14 protein-coding genes and 3 pseudogenes are annotated in these 20294 nt (G+C 58.1%); 9 read left to right on the forward strand and 8 right to left on the reverse strand.

The genetic code is table 11. From position 1 onward, the window contains the following. Positions 1-153: 153 nt before the first annotated feature. Entirely contained in the window at positions 154-396 is a 243-nt protein-coding gene (locus AC0L3N_RS23555; RefSeq protein WP_473549732.1) for a hypothetical protein, read from the reverse strand. Positions 397-747: 351 nt separating this feature from the next. Here AC0L3N_RS23555 and AC0L3N_RS23560 point away from each other — a divergent pair, with 351 nt between their 5' ends. The 5 genes from AC0L3N_RS23560 to AC0L3N_RS23580 all read left to right on the forward strand — a co-directional run bounded on the left by AC0L3N_RS23560 (position 748) and on the right by AC0L3N_RS23580 (position 6321). After that, entirely contained in the window at positions 748-1503 is a 756-nt protein-coding gene (locus AC0L3N_RS23560; protein WP_473549733.1) for a thermonuclease family protein, read from the forward strand. Positions 1504-1567: 64 nt separating this feature from the next. Continuing rightward, the gene (locus tag AC0L3N_RS23565; RefSeq protein ID WP_473549734.1) at positions 1568-3007 is read left to right on the forward strand and encodes a hypothetical protein; all 1440 of its coding nucleotides are present in this window, start codon (positions 1568-1570) and stop codon (positions 3005-3007) included. Next, the gene (locus tag AC0L3N_RS23570) at positions 3000-3836 is read left to right on the forward strand and encodes a hypothetical protein (protein WP_473549736.1); all 837 of its coding nucleotides are present in this window, start codon (positions 3000-3002) and stop codon (positions 3834-3836) included. The genes AC0L3N_RS23565 and AC0L3N_RS23570 overlap by 8 nt, the downstream gene beginning before the upstream one ends. After that, positions 3833-5191 carry a hypothetical protein gene (locus AC0L3N_RS23575; RefSeq protein ID WP_473549737.1) on the forward strand — a complete coding sequence of 453 codons (1359 nt, stop codon included), beginning with the start codon at positions 3833-3835 and terminating at the stop codon, positions 5189-5191. The genes AC0L3N_RS23570 and AC0L3N_RS23575 overlap by 4 nt, the downstream gene beginning before the upstream one ends. A 71-nt stretch (positions 5192-5262) precedes the next feature. Next, on the forward strand, positions 5263-6321 hold the full coding sequence (locus tag AC0L3N_RS23580) for an OmpA family protein (RefSeq protein WP_473549739.1): 1059 nt from the start codon (positions 5263-5265) through the stop codon (positions 6319-6321). 695 nt (positions 6322-7016) lie between these two features. On the opposite strand, the gene AC0L3N_RS23585 is transcribed toward AC0L3N_RS23580, so the two are convergent. The 3 genes from AC0L3N_RS23585 to AC0L3N_RS23595 all read right to left on the reverse strand — a co-directional run bounded on the left by AC0L3N_RS23585 (position 7017) and on the right by AC0L3N_RS23595 (position 12522). Further along, on the reverse strand, positions 7017-8183 hold the full coding sequence (locus AC0L3N_RS23585) for a hypothetical protein (RefSeq protein ID WP_473549740.1): 1167 nt from the start codon (positions 8181-8183) through the stop codon (positions 7017-7019). Between the two features lie 2642 nt (positions 8184-10825). After that, positions 10826-11926: a helix-turn-helix transcriptional regulator gene (locus tag AC0L3N_RS23590; RefSeq protein ID WP_473549741.1), complete on the reverse strand. Its 1101-nt coding sequence runs from the start codon at positions 11924-11926 to the stop codon at positions 10826-10828. 167 nt (positions 11927-12093) lie between these two features. Then, positions 12094-12522, reverse strand: a complete 429-nt coding sequence (locus AC0L3N_RS23595; protein WP_473549802.1) for a transposase — start codon at positions 12520-12522, stop codon at positions 12094-12096. A gap of 464 nt (positions 12523-12986) precedes the next feature. On the opposite strand from AC0L3N_RS23595, the gene AC0L3N_RS23600 reads away from it, so the two are divergent. The 4 genes and pseudogenes from AC0L3N_RS23600 to AC0L3N_RS23615 form a co-directional block, all read left to right on the forward strand. Next, positions 12987-13619: a hypothetical protein gene (locus AC0L3N_RS23600; RefSeq protein ID WP_127208446.1), complete on the forward strand. Its 633-nt coding sequence runs from the start codon at positions 12987-12989 to the stop codon at positions 13617-13619. A gap of 29 nt (positions 13620-13648) precedes the next feature. Continuing rightward, positions 13649-13858, forward strand: a pseudogene (locus tag AC0L3N_RS23605) (transposase); the annotation flags it as partial. 525 nt (positions 13859-14383) lie between these two features. Then, positions 14384-15321 (forward strand): annotated as a pseudogene (locus AC0L3N_RS23610) (IS5 family transposase); the annotation flags it as partial. Positions 15322-16013: 692 nt separating this feature from the next. Then, positions 16014-16152: pseudogene (locus tag AC0L3N_RS23615) on the forward strand (IS1380 family transposase); the annotation flags it as partial. A 280-nt stretch (positions 16153-16432) separates the two neighbouring features. Here the strand turns inward: AC0L3N_RS23615 and AC0L3N_RS23620 are convergent. The 4 genes from AC0L3N_RS23620 to AC0L3N_RS23635 form a co-directional block, all read right to left on the reverse strand. Beyond that, positions 16433-17272: a PAN domain-containing protein gene (locus AC0L3N_RS23620; RefSeq protein ID WP_473549743.1), complete on the reverse strand. Its 840-nt coding sequence runs from the start codon at positions 17270-17272 to the stop codon at positions 16433-16435. 91 nt (positions 17273-17363) lie between these two features. Beyond that, entirely contained in the window at positions 17364-18563 is a 1200-nt protein-coding gene (locus AC0L3N_RS23625) for a glycoside hydrolase family 3 protein (RefSeq protein ID WP_473549744.1), read from the reverse strand. 2 nt (positions 18564-18565) lie between these two features. Beyond that, a complete protein-coding gene (locus tag AC0L3N_RS23630; RefSeq protein ID WP_473549746.1) occupies positions 18566-19459 on the reverse strand; it encodes a PAN/Apple domain-containing protein in 894 nt (297 codons plus the stop codon). A gap of 53 nt (positions 19460-19512) precedes the next feature. Continuing rightward, positions 19513-20262 carry a PAN domain-containing protein gene (locus AC0L3N_RS23635; protein ID WP_473549747.1) on the reverse strand — a complete coding sequence of 250 codons (750 nt, stop codon included), beginning with the start codon at positions 20260-20262 and terminating at the stop codon, positions 19513-19515. Positions 20263-20294 lie beyond the last annotated feature (32 nt).

Below are 20294 nucleotides of genomic sequence, written 5' to 3' on the forward strand. Positions count from 1 at the left end.
AGAGATCCTTTGATGGCTGATAGATTACTTTGAACAGGGACAGAGCGACTCGCTCCAAAATCCGCACGGTCGACAATCCAACTTTCGCCGCTTTCGCCAATCCTTCCTGTGAAAGGCCGATAAGTGCTCGACCTGCTCTGCATTGCGCGGGGGTCAGGCAGCATGCCGAGCGGCGATCAGCTTGGCCATCAGTTCGGCGAACTGGCGCAGCTTGATAATGGCAGTGGAAGGATCGTCGCGGAAATAGTGTTCGGCCTGCCGCCGAGCGTCACCAGCTTGGCGTCGTGAACTGCGAGAAAAATGAAATTGGACGTGCCGCTCATCGCTCCCCCTGGCCGCACGTTGGCATACTTTTGTTACGGGATCATCAAAGTTTTGCGCGGCATTCTGCGGCAACGCTGTTCGTTTGCAGAAGGCCAAAGTCGCGGCGGCATCTGGGCGGGCATCTGCGGACGTCAGCCCAAGGAGCTACGTTCTAGTCGAAGTGGGTTCTCGGACCCTCACTCAAAACGTCCATTGCCCCAGTCCAACCAGTTGGCGGCGGCTCGGAATGGTTGAACCCCATCGGCGCGGCCTACCGTAAACCTGCGCAAACCAAATGGCAGGCTGCTCTGATGTTTTTTTGAAACTCAATGCTCTCACGGTGACTTCAGTACTGTACTAGTGAAGTCCAACGGCGTAATTGCATTGTAGGACCATCGATGCTCGTCTAAGAGGAACGGTGGTCAAGTCCTGCGGGGGGCTTTAATGGAATTCGCCGAATCAATTTCGGCTCGCTATCGAATTGCATGTTGTTTTCTGGCTGTGCTGTTGGCGGCAGCAGCGTGCGCTCTCGACGCATTTGCTGACGCCTTGGCGCAAAACGGTGCAATGATTGCCGGCCGCGCATCCGTCGTCGACGGAGACACAATCGAGATCCACGGGGAACGCATCCGCTTCAACGGAGTCGACGCTCCGGAATCTTCACAGCTGTGCCTGAACGCAAAAGGTCAGAAATACCGCTGCGGATCCATCTCGGCGAAGGCGCTCGATGTCTTCCTCAGCAAATCCTCACCTACGACATGCGAGTTCGTCGAGCGTGACCGTTACGGCCGCTTCGTGGGCAACTGCTACCGCGCGGACGGGTCCAGCGTTCAGGAATGGCTTGTGGCAAACGGCCTTGCTCTGGACTGGATACGCTACAGCGGCGGAGCCTATGCCCAGCTGCAGCTAAATGCCCGCGAACAGAATTTCGGCTTGTGGTCCGGCACGTTCGAGAACCCTTGGGACTGGCGTGCCAACAAGCGCGCCCCGGCGGTTTCCGCACCCCTCGCGGGGTTAGCCACCCAAGGCGGCGGAGGCTGCAAGATCAAGGGAAACGTCAGTGCCAAGGGAGAACACATCTTCCATGTTCCCGGGCAAGCGCATTATGAGCGGACCAGGATTTCGGAAAACCAGGGCGAACGGTGGTTCTGCACAGTAGACGAAGCCGTCGATGCAGGCTGGCGTCCAGCCGCCCGATAGCAGCATCGCCGTTGACGCGGCGACAATTAGAAAACCCAAAACATAGTCTCGCGGGGGTGAGCGTTTGGCAATACGATTTGAGAGCCTGAACAAGCTCAGGGACAAAGTCCTTGAGGCAAACCATGATTTCAGATCAGGGACGCAAGTATTCCCCAGCCTCAATGTCGACAAGATGGCAAAGGACCTCGAGCTTGTAAATGAAGGCAAAAGACGCGGCGCGCTGAACCAGCCTCCGAAAACAGCAAAACCTCACGACGACATCGAGTACACCGTCATCGAGAGGGTGGAGGAGGAAAAGAAAACCTCCCAGCAGGCCGTCGAATCCGACCTCCAACTGTTTGCGGGCCGGCTTGCCAGCCTCGACTTCGAGGACCAGTTCAGCCTGATCAGCCTGGCGAATTCGTCCAGCGTCTCCGACTTCAAAGCCGAAGTGGCCGTTGGCGTCGACGAGCTCCACGGCCTGAGAAAGGCGCTCAACGACGCGGAACGGGAGCATACCTGGTTCAAGGACAAGCATAAACTAATCCGCGCCGCACGCATTCCCGAAGGGGGCGCACACCTGCTCAGGGTGTCGTTGCTGGTGTTCCTGTTCCTTGTCGAAACCGGGATGAACGGCAGCTTTCTGGCCAAGGGAAACGAGCAGGGCTTTTTCGGCGGCATCATCGAGGCGGCGGCATTCTCCTTCGTAAACATCGGCATTGCCCTGCTGGCATCGATCTATTGCGCCCGGCTCGTCACCCACAAATCCTTTCCCGTCAAAGCCATCGGAGCCGCGGCAATTGCCGGCTACGTGGTCCTTGCGCTCGCCATCAACCTGGCATTGGCGCACTACAGGGAAGTCACAGGATCGCTCGCGGACGGGGCGGGAAACCTCGTGGTCAGCAACATGTGGGCCAACCCGGCCGGGCTAACCGACATCAAATCATGGCTGCTCTTCATGATCGGCATGCTTTTCTCGATCATCGCGTTCATCGACGGGTGGTTCGTGCTCGACCCGTATGTCGGGTACGCGGGCGTCGAAAAGAGGCGCAACTCGGCGAGGGAAAACTACAAGGACGGGAAGGGCGAACTCATCGAGCGGCTTCAGGACGTCCGCGACGAGCACAATGACAAGGTCAAGGAAATCATCAAAGGCCTCGGACTGCTGCAGCGGGAACACCGCGCAATCGTCGAACACAGGGGTAAGCTCCTCTCCCTTTTCGCAGAGCACCAGAACCATCTCGAACGCGCGTGTAACCAGCTTCTTTCCAAGTACCGCGAAGCAAACGTCCAGGCGAGGGGAACACCGCCTCCCAAATACTTCTCGAACCCGTACCACCTCGAAAAAGTGAAGCCGAAGGTCACGGCCGACGGCGAATGGGGCGACAAGGAATTGTCCGCTTCGATCAGGGATGCGCAGGCGAAACTCAACGAGGAGGTCCGCCTGATCGGGCAAGAGTGCCAAAACGGCATCGCGGCATATCAGGAACTCGACAGGCTTCACCCGGACAAGATCGATGGCTAGGCGTTACAGCAGGAAAAAGAAGAAAACCAGCATCGGCACGGTTCTGGGGGCGGGTGCCCTTGGCCTGCTGTCCCTTGCCATGGGCATCGGCTTCGTGTGGATGTGGTTGCGGACGGATCACACCGTGACCGTGGAGGGCACCAACTGCCCCGCGGCAGGCGCAACCAGCGCAACGGTCGTGATCTTCGACGCGACCGACCAGCTCTCGCCAACGACCTTGAGCGACCTGAAGAACCAGTTCAGGGACATCGTCGGCAGCGTCGAGAAAGGCGGCTACCTGAGGGTGGTCAGCCTGTCAGGTAAACCCGGCGACATCCCGCTCATGTTCGAAGCCTGCAATCCCGGCGACGGTTCCGATATCGACAATTGGACAGGCAACCCCGAAATGGCACGCAAGAAATGGAAAAAGGCGTTTGACGAACCGCTCGACAAACTGCCCGATGTCATCGCGAACGGAACCGGGGCCATTCAGTCGCCGATCATGGCGGCGATCCAGAAGGTGAAGCTGACAGTCTTTGACGGCGAGATCGGGGCAGGGCGGCCGAGCAGGCTGATCGTTGCCTCCGACATGATCGAGCACACGGAACTCTATTCGCAATACAAGACAGGTCCCGACTACGAAAAATACGCCGGGAGCGTTGCCGCGAAAGAGTACCGGACGCCTCTCGGCGGGGTGGATGTCTCGCTCCTCTATGTCGAGCGCCCCAACCGGAAATTCGAGTCCCTTGCCCATGTCGAATTCTGGAAGCAGTGGGTCGAACGGCAGGACGGGAATTTCGTAAACGTGATCAGGCTGGCGGGCCTCAACATGGCGGGGGCCGAACAATGAGGACGAAGAAACATCAAGGTCTCTTGTCCCATCCCTACTTTCCGATGGGGGTTTTTGCCGCCTTCACGATCGGCGGATGCTTCTTCATCGCGGTCTCGAAATGGTTCCGGGTCGACCCCTTCCTGTCCATGTCCGTCCCGATCCTCCTGATGCTGACCTACCTGGCACTGTCAACGATTACAGGGAAGCTGCGGCTGCATGACGAGCAGACGGGCGACAACCTTTATTACATGGGGTTTCTTTACACCCTCTCGAGCCTTGGCATGGCGCTCTACCAGTTCAGCTCCGACGCCTCCACCGACGCGGTCGTCAAGAATTTCGGCATCGCCATCACTTCAACTATTACGGGCATCGCACTTCGCATTCTCTACAATCAGATGAGACGCGACCCCGCCGACATCGAACGGTCCGCACGCCACGAACTGGCGAATATGACAAGGCGGGTCCGGGCGGAGATGGAAAACGTCACCAGGGAGTTCTCCGACTTCCGTCGGGTGAGCAACCAGATGCTGGAGGAAGGCTTCGACGAGATCGCAAAGCAGGCCGAGCGCAACGGAGAGCATATCAGGACGATCCTCGACAAGCTCGCCATGGAAGCCATCAAGCCGATTCAGGAAGCCGCAGGAAAGCTGGGCGGCGCAATGCAGAGCAATTTCGACCAGATCGAGGGCCAGTTCACCGCCGTCGCCAAGAGGGTGGAAACCGCGGGAGACCTGCTTGAGAAGGCGAATTCCTCGATGTCTACCTCGGTTGACAGGCTGGGGACGCAAGCGGATGTCGTAGCGGCCAAGCTCGAACGCGTTGTCGTGCCCGAAGAGGTCCTGAAAAACGACCTCGCTCCCATGGTGAAGGCGTTGGGGAATGCCGTCGCCCAGTACGCCGTCAAGACCGAGACTGCCTCCGTCGAGCAACAGTCGCGGATGGCGGAGATCGGCAACGTTTTGCAGGGGGTGGCAAACACCACGGCAAAGGCACTCCATGTAGTGGGAGAGCATTCGGAAAGGGCGGCAGCTGCAGCGGAAAAAACTGCCGAAGCGGTCAACAGCCAGCAGCAGCTGATTGAAGTGCTCGCAAGGGTGGTTCAGAAACAAAGCCAGGACACGAACGACCTGGTCGCCAAACTTCTGGCGGGCAGGCAGCCCAACGCTTACGAAACACGGCCCACTACCCAGCCCGCAGCAGCATTTGCCCCAACCACAGCCGGTCCAAGTATCGTGCCTGGTGTCGCCTTGCCCAGGCCCGCTCCCGAACCGGTGGCGGTTTTCCAACCGCTGGATGGCGTGTTGCCGCTGAATGACGTGTTGCCGTCCGCTCCCGTAGAGGCCTCGCGGATCAAAGGGTGGTTTAGCCGATGAGCACGCCGGGCGACACGTCCGTCAATTACGAACGCAAAGGTTACGGCCGCGGCCTGATCCTTGGCCTCACCATGGCCGAGACGATGCTGCTGCTGGTCTTCTGCCTCCTGCTTGCGGCAGGGGCGATCATCGCAAAAAAGGAAAAGGAGGCCGCGGCGGCGGAGAGCTGGGCCATTGAGGCGACGAAGAAAGCCCGGATTGCCGAAGCCCAGGCCGCCAAGGCCAAGAAGGAAAATGAAGCACTTCTCTCACGGGTAGCCAAGATGATGGAATCGGCGACTGGCGGTAGGATACCGGATGAGGAATGGCGCGAACTGGTCAAGGCGAAACAGGATGTCGAAAGGATCGAGGAAACGGGCCTGACAGTCGAAGAAGCCATCAAGCACGCCCCCGTGACCAAGGTCATCAAGGAACACACGGTGGACGAGAAAATCGCAAAGGAGCTTGTCCCCGCAGTCAAAACGCTGGCCGAGCAGGGGATAACGGCCGAACAGACTGAGAAATTGGCGTCTTCCATGGCGGTGCTGCGCGACAGGGGCTTCACTGAGAAGGCCGATCCCGCGGCCGATCTCGCTGCTGCCTTGGACAAGGCCGCCGAAGAAGGGAATTCAAGGCCGCACAAATGGCCGCCCATCATCAGCATGAGTGAGCTGGAGGGCTACAACTTCAAGGTCGGCAGCGCGGAGTTGTCGGACACGTTCAAGATCAAGCTACGCCAAAAGGCCTCGGAGATCGCAGGGAGGGCGAAGGAATACGGCGTCGACATCATCGAGGTGATCGGACATACCGACGAGCAGGCCATGTCGGGATACGCGTCGAACTTGGACAGGGGATTAAAACCCGTTCTGGACGGCCAGAAGCCCATCGGCTCCCTGCATCCCGCCGACAACGCCGGTCTCGGCCTCGCACGCGCCATTTCGGTCGCCGAACTGCTCGGAGGCATGCCCGAACTCAAGGGCCTGACCATCCTGCCAATGTCGGGCGGCCAGCTGATCCTGCCCGGAGACCAGCTTACGGACGGTGCGCAGTCAGGAGACGTGAAGGCCAGGAGGCGGATCGAAATCCGGGTCCGCAAAAGATCGGAGCAACAAACGACAAAGGCCGTCGTTCAGCAGACTCGCGACGGGTAGCGTTGGATACGCTCTCGGCTTCTGACAACTTACCTCGTTTTCTTTGGCCATGGGATTTCGCGGTCCGAATCTTCTGCGCGCGGCCGTTACCAGCGAACGACCTGAAACCCTTCCGTCGGCGAAGGTCTCCAGATCTGCCTGCTCGTTTCGATTGACATGAAGGATGGCTCTAAGCCTCTGAATCTCGTCCTTGCTGAGCGCCGCCAAGAACGAAAATCTGATACGCTGGGGCGCGATCTTACAACTCATGCCTGCCGAGAGGGGCAGGTCGCCGGAGCTGAGACTTCGACGCCGCAGGTGGTTCGGCGACACATTTGACTGTCGTCTCCAGCGCTGGAAGGCATCGGTAGTTTTCTATACGTCGCCCGCGACCTCATCGCCACGGAAGAAGAAGTTGTCCACCCGTCCTCCCCCGCGCAGGACCGAACAGCGACGACGTTGAAAGCAGATCGTCCATCTTGGCATTTAACGCCCAGGGTTCGCCTGGTCGTGACGCGGTACGGCCAGCGGCCGTCGCCGGTGCCGAGTTCCCCGGCGAGCAGAACTCCGGCGCGCCGGCGTCAGGCAGTATACGAACGATTTAGTCGTGCGTGTTTGGAATGGAGATTATCCCCAGGTGCCATGGCAAATCGCGTGCTCCTGGCGCGAGCCGGGCCGCGTCAGGTCCGGGTCAACGTTTCACGCGCTGCACTCGCTCAACACCACGGAAGACAAATCCGTGTGTTGCCAATCTTCCCAACTTGCACCGGTGCAGGGGCCAACTGACTGGGATTATTAAAGACCGAATTATCCCCTCCCCATATCTGACTGGGATTTCGGACGAACGAGTTATCTCCACCCAAAATTTGACTCGGATTTCGAACGAACGAGTTATTGCCGCCCCAGATTTGGTCAGGGTTATTAATCACTGAATTCGGCCCGCCAGCGATCTGTCCTAGCGTTCGCGCTGTCCAGCCGCTTCTTCCGGTTAAGTCATTGTTGTCGCCAAAACAGCCATCGCCGCCGATACCATCCGTGAAGCATTTTGTGAGCTCGCGCGCTGTTAGTCTGGTCGCCATGCAGCCGGCGGCGGCATACGGTTGTCCCCCAGTGGACACCAGGCATTGAACCGCGATTTGCTGCTCCGGGTTAAGGCCAAGTTCCATGTTCAAGAGGTTGGCGCCGGTGCAGGTAGCCATGCCCTCGATATCACCGCCGGACTGCGCCGCACATGTGAGCGCGATCTGTTGTTCTTTGGATGCGTTCTCGCCTAGGATTCCGGTGGCCGCGCATAGTGCGAACTTCTCGGCATCATCGCCGGAATCCGTCGCACAACGCACTGCAGTCTTCGCGTCGCGCCCAAGATACTTATCCAGGGCCGCAGAGCCCGCACAGGCAATGAAGTCCGATGAGTTTCCATCAGAACTGACGGTGCATTCGATTAGCGCTTTTTGATCGTCTGATAGATCGACGAAGTTCGTCGAGCACATCAACACATCGTTCTGGTCTTGAGCTTCGGACAAGCACTCAATTGCTCTCTTCTGCTCCTCGGTGACGTTTTCACCTAGAATGTTTCTTGCGGAGCACTGCGCAAATGATTCCGCATCGCCGCTAGCTTCTCGATAGCACTTCAGGGTAGTGGCGGCGTTTCGGCCAAGCGTTGCGCCGCCGGCACATTCCGCAAGTTTGCCTAAATCGCCGTCGCTCTCTGGCGCACACTCCGCTAGTTTCTTTTGTCGGTTGGTAACCTTGAGGCCAAGGAGCGGCGCAGCGCATTTTGCAAACTCCTCGGTATTCGCGGAATTTACCGCGCAATCGACCATGTCTTGTTGATTTGGTTGGAGAACGGTATTCCCCCCCGTGCACGCGGCGAAATTGACCACATCTAGGCCCACCTGTCTCGCGCATTGCTGAGCTTTCTCTATATCGGTAAGAGCATCGAGATTCGGGAGCGGACCGATTGTAGGGCCTCGACCAGAATCGACGATCTCCTGTTGAAGGATTGAACACGGTTGCTTACCGGCCACGCCCTCGCACATGGTCTCTACGCCGGGTATGTCACTGCGCTCCACCTGGACCGACGTTATGTCAGGCAGCGTCGCTTGAAACCCTCCCTTTAACCGAGCCAGATATGCCTTCACTGCGGCGCAGGGCCCAGGCCCTAGAGGGCCGACACAGATTGGACCGGCGACGGGGTCATCGCGGATCCTTGGCGGGTCGGGAACATTCACGTTGACTATTGCCGGTGCCTGGCCGAACTGTTCCTGGATGTAGCGCGCCACAGCTTCGCAGGGACCTGGACCTAACGGGCCCGCACAGATTGGACCGGCGGCAGGATCAAACCCAATTTGTTGAAGCGGAGGAAGAGCTGGCGGGGGTGGGGTTCGACCTTGCCGTTGGAGAAACTGCTGGAGCTGACCGCATGGGCCCGGCCCCATCGGTCCCGCGCAGATTGGACCTGCTACAGGGTCTACCCACAAGATTTGAAGGGATTGCGTATACCCAAATGTAGTTAGCGCGAAGAAAAAGCTGGCAGCTATCGCGAGCGCTCTCATTTTACAGCCCTTCAGTTTGTTACCGCCCTCTACTCTGGCTTTGATCTGCTTATTCGGACTCATGTTTGGATCGGAAGCGCCGTAGAAGGCCTCGTTCAATGCGCGGTATGCTGGTCCACTCGTGCCCGATTTTACTGAGCACAAGTCGTCTCCAAGTTTTTTCCCAATTAGGATAAAGGTTCATTGCCGCTGGCGCACAGGATTGCGGTCTCGCTCCATAAATTTTGACTACAATGTGGCGCGGGAACCCTGAATATAGCGGTTTAGTTACATCCGCCGTAGCTATCGCAGCTAGTTCCCGACGAACAACAGTACGGTCTCGCCGGGTTGTATTTGTAGTTGGCGCAGCAGACTCCGCTATCAGAGCAATAGGTTCCGTTAGTCCAGCTGCCGCACAAATAGTCCGCGACTTCTGTGCCTTCGCCTCGTCTGGTCATCGGCAGTGGGGCCGGTGGGCTACTATCTATCGATACGCTCACGGTCTTGACGGCGGTCGCATTGGCTGCCGGTTGAGCAAAGACCGAATTCTCCCCGAATAGCGCCTGCGGCAATGAAACTAGCGCAATCGCCAGGGTTATGGCGGATACAGCAGCACGGTCCATGGACGGACTCCACTATTTTCGCTCAGGCGCATCTCAGAAGATAGCGACCAGTCCCAATCTACCCGCCTCGGGCAAAAGAAGCATGACCCATTTGGGCCATGCTTTAGAGAACTTGTTTCTTGGGAAGGGCAATGCCATTGTCCGGGAACCTGTAATCCAAGTAACCGACAGATGGCCTCTGACGTCGATGCTGAGCTTAGCTCTGTAACGGTTCGAATTTGTGAGCCGTCGATCGAGTGGCCGCCATTCAACGGCTGGAAACGGGCTTGATGGGAGCTGTCCCCCGTCGTCGTTCTCAAGCAAAAAGGAGACTGGGCAGCCCAAAGGCCACAGCTGGCGTGCCACGCCAGAACCGATCAGAAGCTGCCATCCGCTAGCAGGTCTGCCCGCCGCAGTCGTTGCCACAGCTATGACAACGCCAGCAAACTCGACCGCCACCGTCTCCTCCCCAAAATGGACGGTAACATGGGTCGCAGTCATCGGCGCCGCATCCTCCGTATTGAGCGTGCGCCTTGACGGGCATAATCGAGATGAGTGCCACGGCCGCCAATCCTCGGCCCGTCAGCACAAAGCTTGAGCGCCGCCCAGCGTCGAGATGTTCATTGCGCGGAAGTCGGACGCGCAAGAGGAAAGCGATCATGTGTCCGCCCCAAAGGGAGGTTAGCGCCAAGGCTAGAACGGCCAAGAGAGATGCGGTTCTATCCAGATCAAATACGGCGGCAAATAGGACAACGATCCAAGCTATCGCCGCACTGAGAAAGGCTTTCCGAATACAAACGTGACAACTACCCAGCTGGCCGAACAAGAGGTTTCGCATGTTATTTCCTCCAATGCCTACAACTAAACTATCCTTGTCATCGACCGGGGCGTAACCAATCACCCCTTTGCCTATATTCGGGACGGCAATTATGATCTATACAGATCATGCAACTGTTTATGCAGGAGTTGTACTTGTTGACGCAATTGGGAGCGTTGACATCTTCGCAGTGCTTGTAGGTGATCTCGCAATACGACTCGCAGGCTCCCACACCGATGACCGGCGACAGGTTTCTGACGTTGCCTATGGGGTTTGGCGGACTTATCGCGATGGCAACATTGCTGCCTTCGTAGTACCGTGGCTGGGTGCCGGCTCCCCGCCCTCCGATGCACCAATCACCTGTGAGGAAAACATGGCGTTGCCGACACCCACCGCAAAGACAAATGACATTCTCATTGTGTCCCATCATTCTACCGCTTCCCGATAAGGCCCAGCCGACTCTTTCGAAGACGTGGACAATACATGGGGACTTCCGGCGTCGGCATGACCCACTTGGGTTACACATCGGCAAATGCAGACACCTCGCGTTTAGCCAAAGTTGTTTTTCGCTGTCAGCGTAGGGCGGTGCTGGCCATTCTCGCGAGCAACGCGACCAGTTCCGGCTGGCGATGGGTGTCGGTTTTGGCGAAGGTGGCCTTCAGTTGATTCCTGGCGGTTTCGTAAGTGACTCCCAAGTCATCCGCGACGGCTTTCAACTCTGCGCCCGATGAAACCCGGCAAGCCAGTCTCGCCTCGGCAGGGGTCAGCCCGAAGCAGGTCCGCAAGGCAACCTCAGGCGGGTGAGGGTGAATGTCCGGATCGATAAAGCAGACTACGATCTGACAGGATGCAAAGACGTTCGTGGCAATTCTCGGCAGGCGCGTTGGATAAGCTAACAGGTGCCTGCCCTCGAGGCGGGGCAGCATAACGGGGTTCACCGTTGCTGGCGGGGTCGGATTTCGCAGCAGCACGTGAAATGCGCGCCTAAGGGCATCAGTGGCGTTCCTGTCGGCACAAACCAAATGGCGGTCAGTCACCCATAGGTCTCGACCGAACAGTCTCTCCGCAGGTTCGTTCACCAGGATCACGGCGGCGTTCCGGTCAAGCATCACTGCAGGCGTGCCGCTTGCGCTGAATGCACCCATCGCGCCTTCGGCACGCGCGAAGCTCAGCATCCTCGCGAGCGCGACTGCGGAACCCAACTGTTTTGAAAAGTCGGCAAGGCTCTGCATCTCGGATGGCGAAAAAGGGCCTTGTTGGATCGACCTCTGGATCGACAGGCACCAGAGGTCATCGCCTGCCGAAACCTTGACACCCGCAAACCACCGCAGGCCGAATGGCGCGAGAAATTCCTGATAGTAGGGATGCCTGGCGATTTCCTCGGGCGTCAGGACGTCAAGCTCGCTGACGGCGCCTCTCCGGACCATCAGAGGCAACAGGTTGTATCGGTCGTCCCGGTCGATCCAGCCATCCTTAACGTATGCCTCGAGCGACGGACCCATTCGGCGACTTTTCGGTATGCCGGGCAGATGCCCTTTCGCGTCGAACAGCATTGCGCCAAAGCTTCCGGTAGCGTCCGCAGCCACGTCCATCGCAGCATCCCAGCGCGCCGGGTCGGCCGCCGCTTCGGCCATGGCATTGCCCACTGCATCGAGATCGAAAGCTGCGCCCATCTCCGCCCCGCAACCGAGAAGAAATCCGACCTTATATTAGCGAACTGGAAAGTCGAGTCGTCCTTGGCCGAGGGAGCCTACCTAGTCAGTATGTGTCCGACCCGGAGACATGGGTAACAGATTGTACCTAAAACATATTTAAGTGCACCCCTCGGGTGAGACAGAGATCAGTAACAGTTCTCCGTTTCTGAGATCGCCGCAGGGGCTTCCCGCCGCAATCGCATTAGGCCGGCTTCATATTCATCCGGCGATTGATAATCGATCGCGGAATGTAGGTGCTGCTTGTTGTACACGGCGTCGATGAATTCGCCGATCCTGTTCCTTGCATCGTCGATGTCGCGATAGGCTCTGCCGTCGGCTTCCTCCTCCTTCAGCGTTCGCATGAAGCGCTCGGGCTTGGCATTGTCGTAGGATTTGCCTACCCGGGTCATGCTCGGCTGGATGTCGTATGCTGCAAGTCGTACGGCGTACTCGGCACAGGCATATTGCACGCCGCGATCGCTGTGATGGATGATGGATCCCGGTGCCGGCCTGCGCACCGCAATCGCTTGGTCGAGCGCCTCGATCGCCAGTTCAGCCCTGAGATGGATCGCCAGTGCTCAACCGACGACTTTGCGGCTGAACCCATCGGGTTCCATCCAGACAAATGGGCGTTGACGGCGGCGGACTTGACGTAGGTGCGATTAGCTTCGCACTCGTCCAACTTTGCCGATGATTAAGTCATATGTCGGTCAAGAATGCTGGGGCGCTGGCAAGACTTCCTTGTCTGGCCACCACGATGACCCGTTTGGGTCATGCGCGGTTTCGGGGCAGAAGGTAAGTGTTTTGTTGGGCCAAAGGTGATGAATGCTCATCATTCGAAAATCTTAGTTGGAATTCGACGGGTCCGTTTTGAAACGTGTGCTTGCTTCTCGGCTAAAAGAGGGGCGGATGGTGGCAATCGAATGCAAGGCGTCCACTCCGAGCCTAAGGCTTTAGACCTGGTCTCGTAGTGTCACTTAGTCACCCGACCTCCTCCGCGAGCAGAGAGGGAGGAGGGAAAACCTAGGAGGAACAGGCCATGCGCAGCAAACTAGCAGTTACTATCCTCGCATTAATGATCAGCCCCCTCGCGGCCACGACACCCGTCGCAGCCAAGACGATCGGCGCGGTGGTATGGGACACTTGCAGAGGGCCAATGTCCAACAAGTACGACAGAATCCGGTACCCGAAAGTGTTCGTCGGCGGGTATCGGCATAGCGACGGCGAGGCATATTGTTTCTGGCGGCACAACAAAGGCCTCAAATACACAATGAAGAACGCCCGTTCCATGATCACCAACACTCTGAACGATTGCTACAGAGCCGGTTATGACCTGTGCCAAGTAGTCGCCCTAAACGGTTCCCTTACCGAGAACGGGCTCCGAATCCGCAACTTATCTGTAGCAGACGCCAGGTATTCACGGCAACAAAGGCAGCAACAAACGGCAGGCAACGTGGACGCGTTCTTGAACGCCTTCGTCGGAGGGCTCGGCGCGGCTGGCGCTTTCGTACCATCGCCGCCACGCGAAACTTACCGCCCGGCGCCACGGTACAACAAACAAGCTGATGATTACATCCGTCAGAACAACAACCAACTTCTCGGCGGGGGCAGGGTCTGCAGCGCCGCGCAGCGGGCGAGAGGTTGGTCCGAGGAACGTTGCGCAGTCAACTAGACTAGGGGCTCAAACCCAATCAAGCTGCATTACCGAGGGGCCATCCCGGCGCCAGGCGCGTCGACGACCGACCGGTGATCTCCGGCATCCTTCACGTCCTGAAAGTGGGCTGCCGCTGGTGCAATTTGCCCGACCGACTGTTAGAGAGGGAGACGGTTGCCTCGACAGCCCAGCTGCTAGCATGCAAAAAAGAAATTAAGGGAGGGGCAATATGGCTCCATTCGGGATTCTATTTGTGACCCTCTTGGCAACGTCAGAGAGTGAGGTTTTGCCGATTTACGACTATCTAAAATGGTGTACTCAGCAAACAATCGGGAACGAAGACCAGCGCATGCGTTGCGTCGTCGAAGAGCGTAGTTCTTTGGACAAGCTGTTGAGAGTGCAAAGTCAGATCAACAGCACATTTCTGAACCAGTGCGATTCCGATATGCGACCAGTCGGCAGCAATGAATTTTCTTACTCCGTACTGTTAAGTTGCGTGGAAATCAAAATGGGTGCTCCTTTTTAGGGGATGAGCTCTATATCCGCACCGGCTTCAAGCTCAAGGTTCTGCGGAGTGAGGAAATGTCAGCGAAAAATGTATAGTAGGATTTTCTAGTCGTCCGTGAAGAACTCGGAATGCTTTGATTCCGTTTAACAATATCCCCTGATTTTGGGTTTCTGATTGCCGAATTTCGTGGCTTTGCATGGCGATTTCCGGCAAATTGTAATCGTGTCTGTACGCGTGATTCGACTGTTCTTGCGAAGCAGCGAAGGAGCGAGCGATGCGGCCGAAGGAACGGCGCGAGAGCGGCCAGGCGGACTTGTTGCGATCCCGGCTCGACCACATCCTCAATATGGATCATGCGCTGGTGAAGCTGGCCAAGGCGATCGACTGGCGCTTCCTGGAAGAGCGACTCGCCGAGGTCTATGACGACGATCCCGGCCGGCCGCCTTTGCCGACACGGCTAATGGCGGGATTGGCCATTCTCAAGTCGATGCACAACCTGTCCGACGAAAGCCTGTGCGAACGCTGGCTGGAGAATCCCTATTACCAGCTGTTCTGCGGCGAGGAGTTCTTCCAGCACCGTTTGCCCTTCGACCGCACTTCACTGACGCGCTGGCGGCTGCGTATGGGGGAAGAGCGGCTGATGGCGCTGCTCCAGGAAAGTCTTGCAGCGGCGGCCAGGCTGGGGGCGGCCAAGCCGTCGGACTTCCGCGCGGTGATCGTCGATACCACCGTGCAGGAAAAGGCCATCACCTTCCCGACCGACGCCAAGCTGATGCATCGCGCCCGCGAGCGGCTGGTGAAGCTGGCCAAGAGGCATGGCATTGCCCTGCGTCAATCCTATGCGCGGGTCGGCAAGATCGCGCTGATCAAGCATCAGCGCTATGCCCATGCCAAGCAGTTCAAACGGGCCAACCGGCAGCTCAAGCGCCTGCGCACCATGCTGGGAGCGGTGATCCGCGACATCACCCGCAAGCTCGTCGGGCGACCAGAGCTGATGCAGGTCTTTGCCCTGCCGCTGTCGCTGGCCCGGCGCCTCAGGGATCAGCGCCAGCGCGAGCGGGGCGGCGCAGCCGCGGCGGCCAGTTCGTCGCCCATGTCAAGGCGCTGCCCGGCAATCCTTATGACGGCCACACGCTGGCCACCATCATCCCGGCAATCGAGGACACCATCGGCGTCAGCCTCGGCAAGATCGTAGAGCGCTCCTCTTTGCGCTTACAGACCTCTTGAACGAGATGCTGCTCCCCTCGCGGCCCAACGCCCCTAGCGGCGCTCCGCAGGTTTATTCTGAGCTCAAAACCTGATCGTCCGGGCCATGGCGGCATGGGTAAGTTATTACCGCCCCGCTATGAGGTGTTCGCCCTCAAGAATTGGGCCGCGCCCCAACATCAATACGTTCGAGCTTGGCCAGCATGGGCGGCTAACGCCGAACGTGCTACCTTTCTTATATTACATGAGGGCAGCATGGGCGAACTCATTTCGTGTATGATTTACATCGGCCTGAGCGCCCTGATTGCGTTCACGGTGGCGCCTGGAAAGGGTCGGTCAGCAGGCGGGTGGTTTGTGATCTCGTTGATCCTGTCACCAGTCATGGCTGTCATTCTCCTGCTCGTGCTGCCCAGTCTGCCAATTAGCCTATATCCTCGAGCGGGTGTTCGGGTTCCCAAGGCGGAAGATGAACAAGACCCCTCACCCCTTCGCACGCCACCAGTCTGGAGGTCATGTCCAGCCTGCAATAGGCTGGTATTGGCTGACAAGTTAACCTGCCCGTGGTGTGATCACAGCTTCGGCCCAGGCTGTTAGCCTGAAAACTCATGGGGTCGGCGGATGCGGTGCAAGCCGTTGAAATGACGTAGGATTTGGTTACTTAGGCGATCCGCGTGCATTTCCCGGAGACCACACCCGCCATGAATGATCTTACGCTGCCGCTGAGCGGTTTGCCATCAGTCGGCGGCAAGTTCGTCGCCGCCCGTTTCGACGGCAATGCTGTCATCCAACAGCGGCGTTCTGGCTCTGGCTGAGGTGGAGAAACGTCTGCGAGTGGCCGGTGTTGATTGCCCATGATCTGCACTCCTACGCTGGTATACTGGGACACCCAGGATCCCGTCACGAGGTCGGCGCCTCCGGGCGAAAATAATGATAATTGCCAAGAGCCGATCCATCGCTCTCGCCGCTCGCTACCGCTCGGCCGTCCCCCCACCGAAGCGATCATCTCATCTAAATGTGCTTGCATTTCGGTCGGTCCTTCTGACGTCGCGACATGCGAGTCTTGCCGTTTGCTTAGAACTACTTGCTACGACCGCTCTAGGCTTAGGCTAGAAAGAGCTCAATCTTGGCGTTTTGCGCCGCTGTAACTCCCCCGACTGCTCGAATATTCACCTGGTTGGTCGAAAAGAACGCAGCGCCGATGCGATACGGTGAATGAGAAAGCCACACATTCGTTCAGGTCCCAGCACTCGCTCTCGCATTCGTCCCGGCTCCGTGCTGACAGGACACGGAAGCCACCCCCCGGGAAAGCCTTGTTGTTGAAGTATTCGAAGTACATGTTGGCCCCCGATTGAGATGGAGTACCCAGGCTTGAAACGACGCCGCTGGTGGCGCGAGCGTCCGCGCGCAACTGACCAGTTCCCCTCTTGAGGAAGCACTTCCTGTTCCAGGCATCGTACGTGTAGGCTTGACACCAGGCATCAGCGCTTCGGCACATGCCTTCACACTGGTCAGCGTCCTGAGCCCCAATTGTTTCGGTCGCCTCACTGGTGAGATCCCTGTTGCGAAATCTCGTGAAACTGGCAGGCGGTGGCGAAGCCGTGGCTTCCTCGATTGGTGGCTCCGACGGTTGAGCCGCGACAGGCGGATTCGATGGCGGATGGTAGCCCGTGACCAGACTGCGAGTGCCGGCGATGTGTCGCTGGCTCTCGCTGGCGCCGCCGACGTTCTTGAACAGCCTGCAAAGTCCGTCTGCCAACGAGTAGTCAAAGCCGGCACAGCCTGAACGTGTGGAGCAGAGCTTCCTGCAGGACTCCATCGGGATGCTGACCTTCGCGCTGACTTCTCCGTTCAGGAAAGTCTGTGGATAGTTAAAGAGCTCGTCGGTCGATTGCGCGTTCGCTGACCGGACCGCTGCCGACTGAATGACAGCAGTCGCAACTGCGCCAACCAGCGCCAAAAGATGTCCAGCGATCCTGTAGCTAGAACCATCAGCCGACATGCATCATTGCCCTTGCCCCAGACGGTCGCGCCAGCATCCTCCGCCAGCGCTAACGCTCTCTCAAAATGGTTGTTTCCTTGGCAACAGCCGGCGCAAGCTTCCTTTTCAAGCGTATTACGTTGCCATAGGACTTTCGTATTCGTTCAAGCATTTCCGGGTTTTTGCGCGCTTCTTCGGACAGGAGATCAGCAATCTTTTCCGGGACAAAAGGGTCGGGACGTTTGTCGTTGGCGAATATCAGGATGTCGTTCCCTGCCAAAACTGCTTGCCGCACCGAGTCTTCGAAGCTGACGCTGTCAGTAATACCCTGCATCTGCATGTCGTCGCTGATGACCACTCCCCGGAAGTGCAAGGTGTTTCGCAGGAGCCCGGTCAAAGTCGCACGGGAAAGAGAAGAAGGAACGTGGCTCGAACCCGACAGCTTGTCGTTTATGACATGCGCGGACATGATTATGTCGACGTCGCCGGACCTGATAAGGGCTTCGTAGGGAAGAAGCTCCTCCCTGCTCCATGTCCCGGTGACATCTGCCATGCCCTTGTGACTGTCCTTGGTGCTGGAACCGTGTCCGGGAAAGTGCTTCAGGGCGGTCAGAACTCCCTTCGCCCGATGCGCCTGCACGAAAGCCCTCGAGTATGCCTCGACCTTCTGCGGATCAGCGGAAAAACTCCGTCCAAGCTTTCCAATAATAGGGTTCGCCGCATTAATGTTGAGGTCAACCACCGGAGCCAGGTTGAGGTTGAAACCCAGGTTGGAGAGACCTGACGCAAGGCCTTGGTAAACCAGGTTGGCTGCGCCCGGACTCATTTTCTTTGCAACCGCTGCCTCGCTGGGGGCCTCCTTGAATCCTACGGCGCTCGTGAGCCTCTGGATGCGGCCGCCTTCCTGGTCGACCGCGATGAGCAGCGGGGTTGCTGCGAAGCGCTGCAAGCCGTCGTTCAGTTGCCGCACTTCCTTGAGGCTACCGACATTGCGGCCCAGATAGATGACTCCCGTTATTTTCCCGTCTCCTGCTTGTTTGACGACCGTCTTGTAGCCCTCGGCATCCGGGTCGCTGCCGACGAAGCCAACCAGCACCATCTGCCCGATCATCTGACGCAATCTGGCGTCTTCGATTATGCGGTGCAGATTGGCCTCTTGAATTTTGGCTCCCGATATCGGTTCCGCCCGCAATGGAGCCGAAAGTGCTGCGATGATGCCGGCCAGGACCGCGCAGACGATAGCAAGGACAGGTGTGATCCGCGGCGGCATGTTCATTCCCTCGGAGAGACGGGGCTGACAAAGTCCGGATAAACGTCCCGTTGAGACTTTCGCGCGGACGTCTTCGCTCTGGAGCTTCTGACGGGAGAGAGGTCCGTGCCGCTTTTCAGGTAGCAGCGATTGGGCCTCCTCGTTACATACGTAAATCCACCGCATTGGCTGTCCGATCTGCACTGTTGCATGCAATCTTCGTACGAACGCGCAGGCCAGTCATTTAGGTCATTGCCTATTAGATCGCTGTTCATGAAGAGTTCCCATTCGGTTGTTAGGACCTTGGCGGACTGTGAGGGTTTCGCCTTGAAATAGAGGCCCGACGCTCCGCCCGAGTAAGATTGCACGAAATCGTAGCCCGACTTCAGGAAGCAGCGGTTCGCCTCCTGGTTGTAGGTGAATGCCAGGCAGGAGGCATGGCCGTCACACATTACGGAGCATCTTTCGGCATTAGATGCAGCCAAGCCTTTCGGCACGATATCTTGGCCCCAGAGATCAACGCCGCTGAAAGACGCGTAGTACCAAGACTCGGAGTTGGCGGGATCGCGGTATCCCGGAATCCGCTGGCGTGTGCCGGCAGTCGAAAGCGGATCTGACTGAGCGGAGCCGATTCCTTCGAACAGGCGGCAGATGTTGGTTGCAGAGGAGTGATCGAAGCCAGCGCAGCCCGAACGTTCCAGACAGATTTTACGGCAGTCATCCAGAGGCTTCTGGAACCCCGCGCTGGTGGTCCCCTTCAATGCAGTCTCTGGGTAGTCGAGAAATTCCCCCACAGGAGGCTCCTGCGCCGATACCCTCTGCACAATTTCCGGCATCGCGAGCAAAAGGAACAGCAGCAGCGTGGCCGACGCGATTCTTGCCGCGACCGCGCGAAACCGACGATCCCTCTGCTGCATTCCCGCTTCCCCCTAAGCCCAACCCATGAAATCGATGCGAAAACGCCGCCGGGTCAGGGATTGATCGACCCTTCGCAGTAGGTTGTGCGAAGGAAGTTTTCGTATGAGCTGGCGTGATTCGAACCGGAATCGCTGGATTCGAGACAGAGCGAGTTCAGGAGGTTGTTGGCCTTCGGATTGCCCTCGAGCGCAAGTTCGAAATACGAACGCGCGGCTTTATTGGCATCGATTCCATCGACGCGGTCCGGCGCGAACGTCCTTGGATCGTACCAGCGCGCCATTTCGAGTTTCGCGTCCTGGTTGCCTCTCTGCATAGCAAGATTGATGGCCTCCATGCCCACGCTCCGGTCTCCACGTTTGAACGCCTCCTGGCTCAGGGCGAAGAGTTCATGACCATCCGTGTCCGTTTCCCTTAGCTTCGCCAGCCTGACTGCGAGCGGAGGATTTGTCGGACCGGGGCAATTCGGAACAAGGCTGCGCGTCTCCGAGGTCGAGCCACTCCCCGAGCGGCAACCAACTACGCTCGTAAACAGGCGGCATTCGTTCTTTTCAGAGTGGTCAAAACCTTGGCACCCGGAACGCCCTTCGCAGAGTTGCCGACATGCTTCCAGCTTCATGGGAACCTGGGCGCTGGTGATCCCGTTCAGCACAGTGTCCGGATAGTTGAAAAGCTCGACGGGCGCGGCAGCATCCTGCGCGCCCGCCGACACGGCCGTGCAAAGGAGCATTGCCGCGGCCGCCACAGGAATACGGAAGGGCAGGGCGCACAAAGCAAGATACTTCTCTAGGCTGCTCTTCCGCATGCTTCCATTCCTCCGAAGATTACACAGGCGGC

The organism is Mesorhizobium sp. WSM4807 (genome assembly GCF_055811615.1).

Coding starts and splice junctions, on each gene's coding strand:
- AC0L3N_RS23560 (WP_473549733.1), top strand. CDS start 748: ATGGAATTCGCCGAATCAATTTCGGCTCGCTATCGAATTGCATGTTGT.
- AC0L3N_RS23570 (WP_473549736.1), top strand. CDS start 3,000: ATGGCTAGGCGTTACAGCAGGAAAAAGAAGAAAACCAGCATCGGCACG.
- AC0L3N_RS23575 (WP_473549737.1), top strand. CDS start 3,833: ATGAGGACGAAGAAACATCAAGGTCTCTTGTCCCATCCCTACTTTCCG.
- AC0L3N_RS23580 (WP_473549739.1), top strand. CDS start 5,263: ATGGCCGAGACGATGCTGCTGCTGGTCTTCTGCCTCCTGCTTGCGGCA.
- AC0L3N_RS23590 (WP_473549741.1), bottom strand. CDS start 11,926: ATGGGCGCAGCTTTCGATCTCGATGCAGTGGGCAATGCCATGGCCGAA.
- AC0L3N_RS23600 (WP_127208446.1), top strand. CDS start 12,987: ATGCGCAGCAAACTAGCAGTTACTATCCTCGCATTAATGATCAGCCCC.
- AC0L3N_RS23625 (WP_473549744.1), bottom strand. CDS start 18,563: ATGCCGCCGCGGATCACACCTGTCCTTGCTATCGTCTGCGCGGTCCTG.
- AC0L3N_RS23630 (WP_473549746.1), bottom strand. CDS start 19,459: ATGCAGCAGAGGGATCGTCGGTTTCGCGCGGTCGCGGCAAGAATCGCG.
- AC0L3N_RS23635 (WP_473549747.1), bottom strand. CDS start 20,262: ATGCGGAAGAGCAGCCTAGAGAAGTATCTTGCTTTGTGCGCCCTGCCC.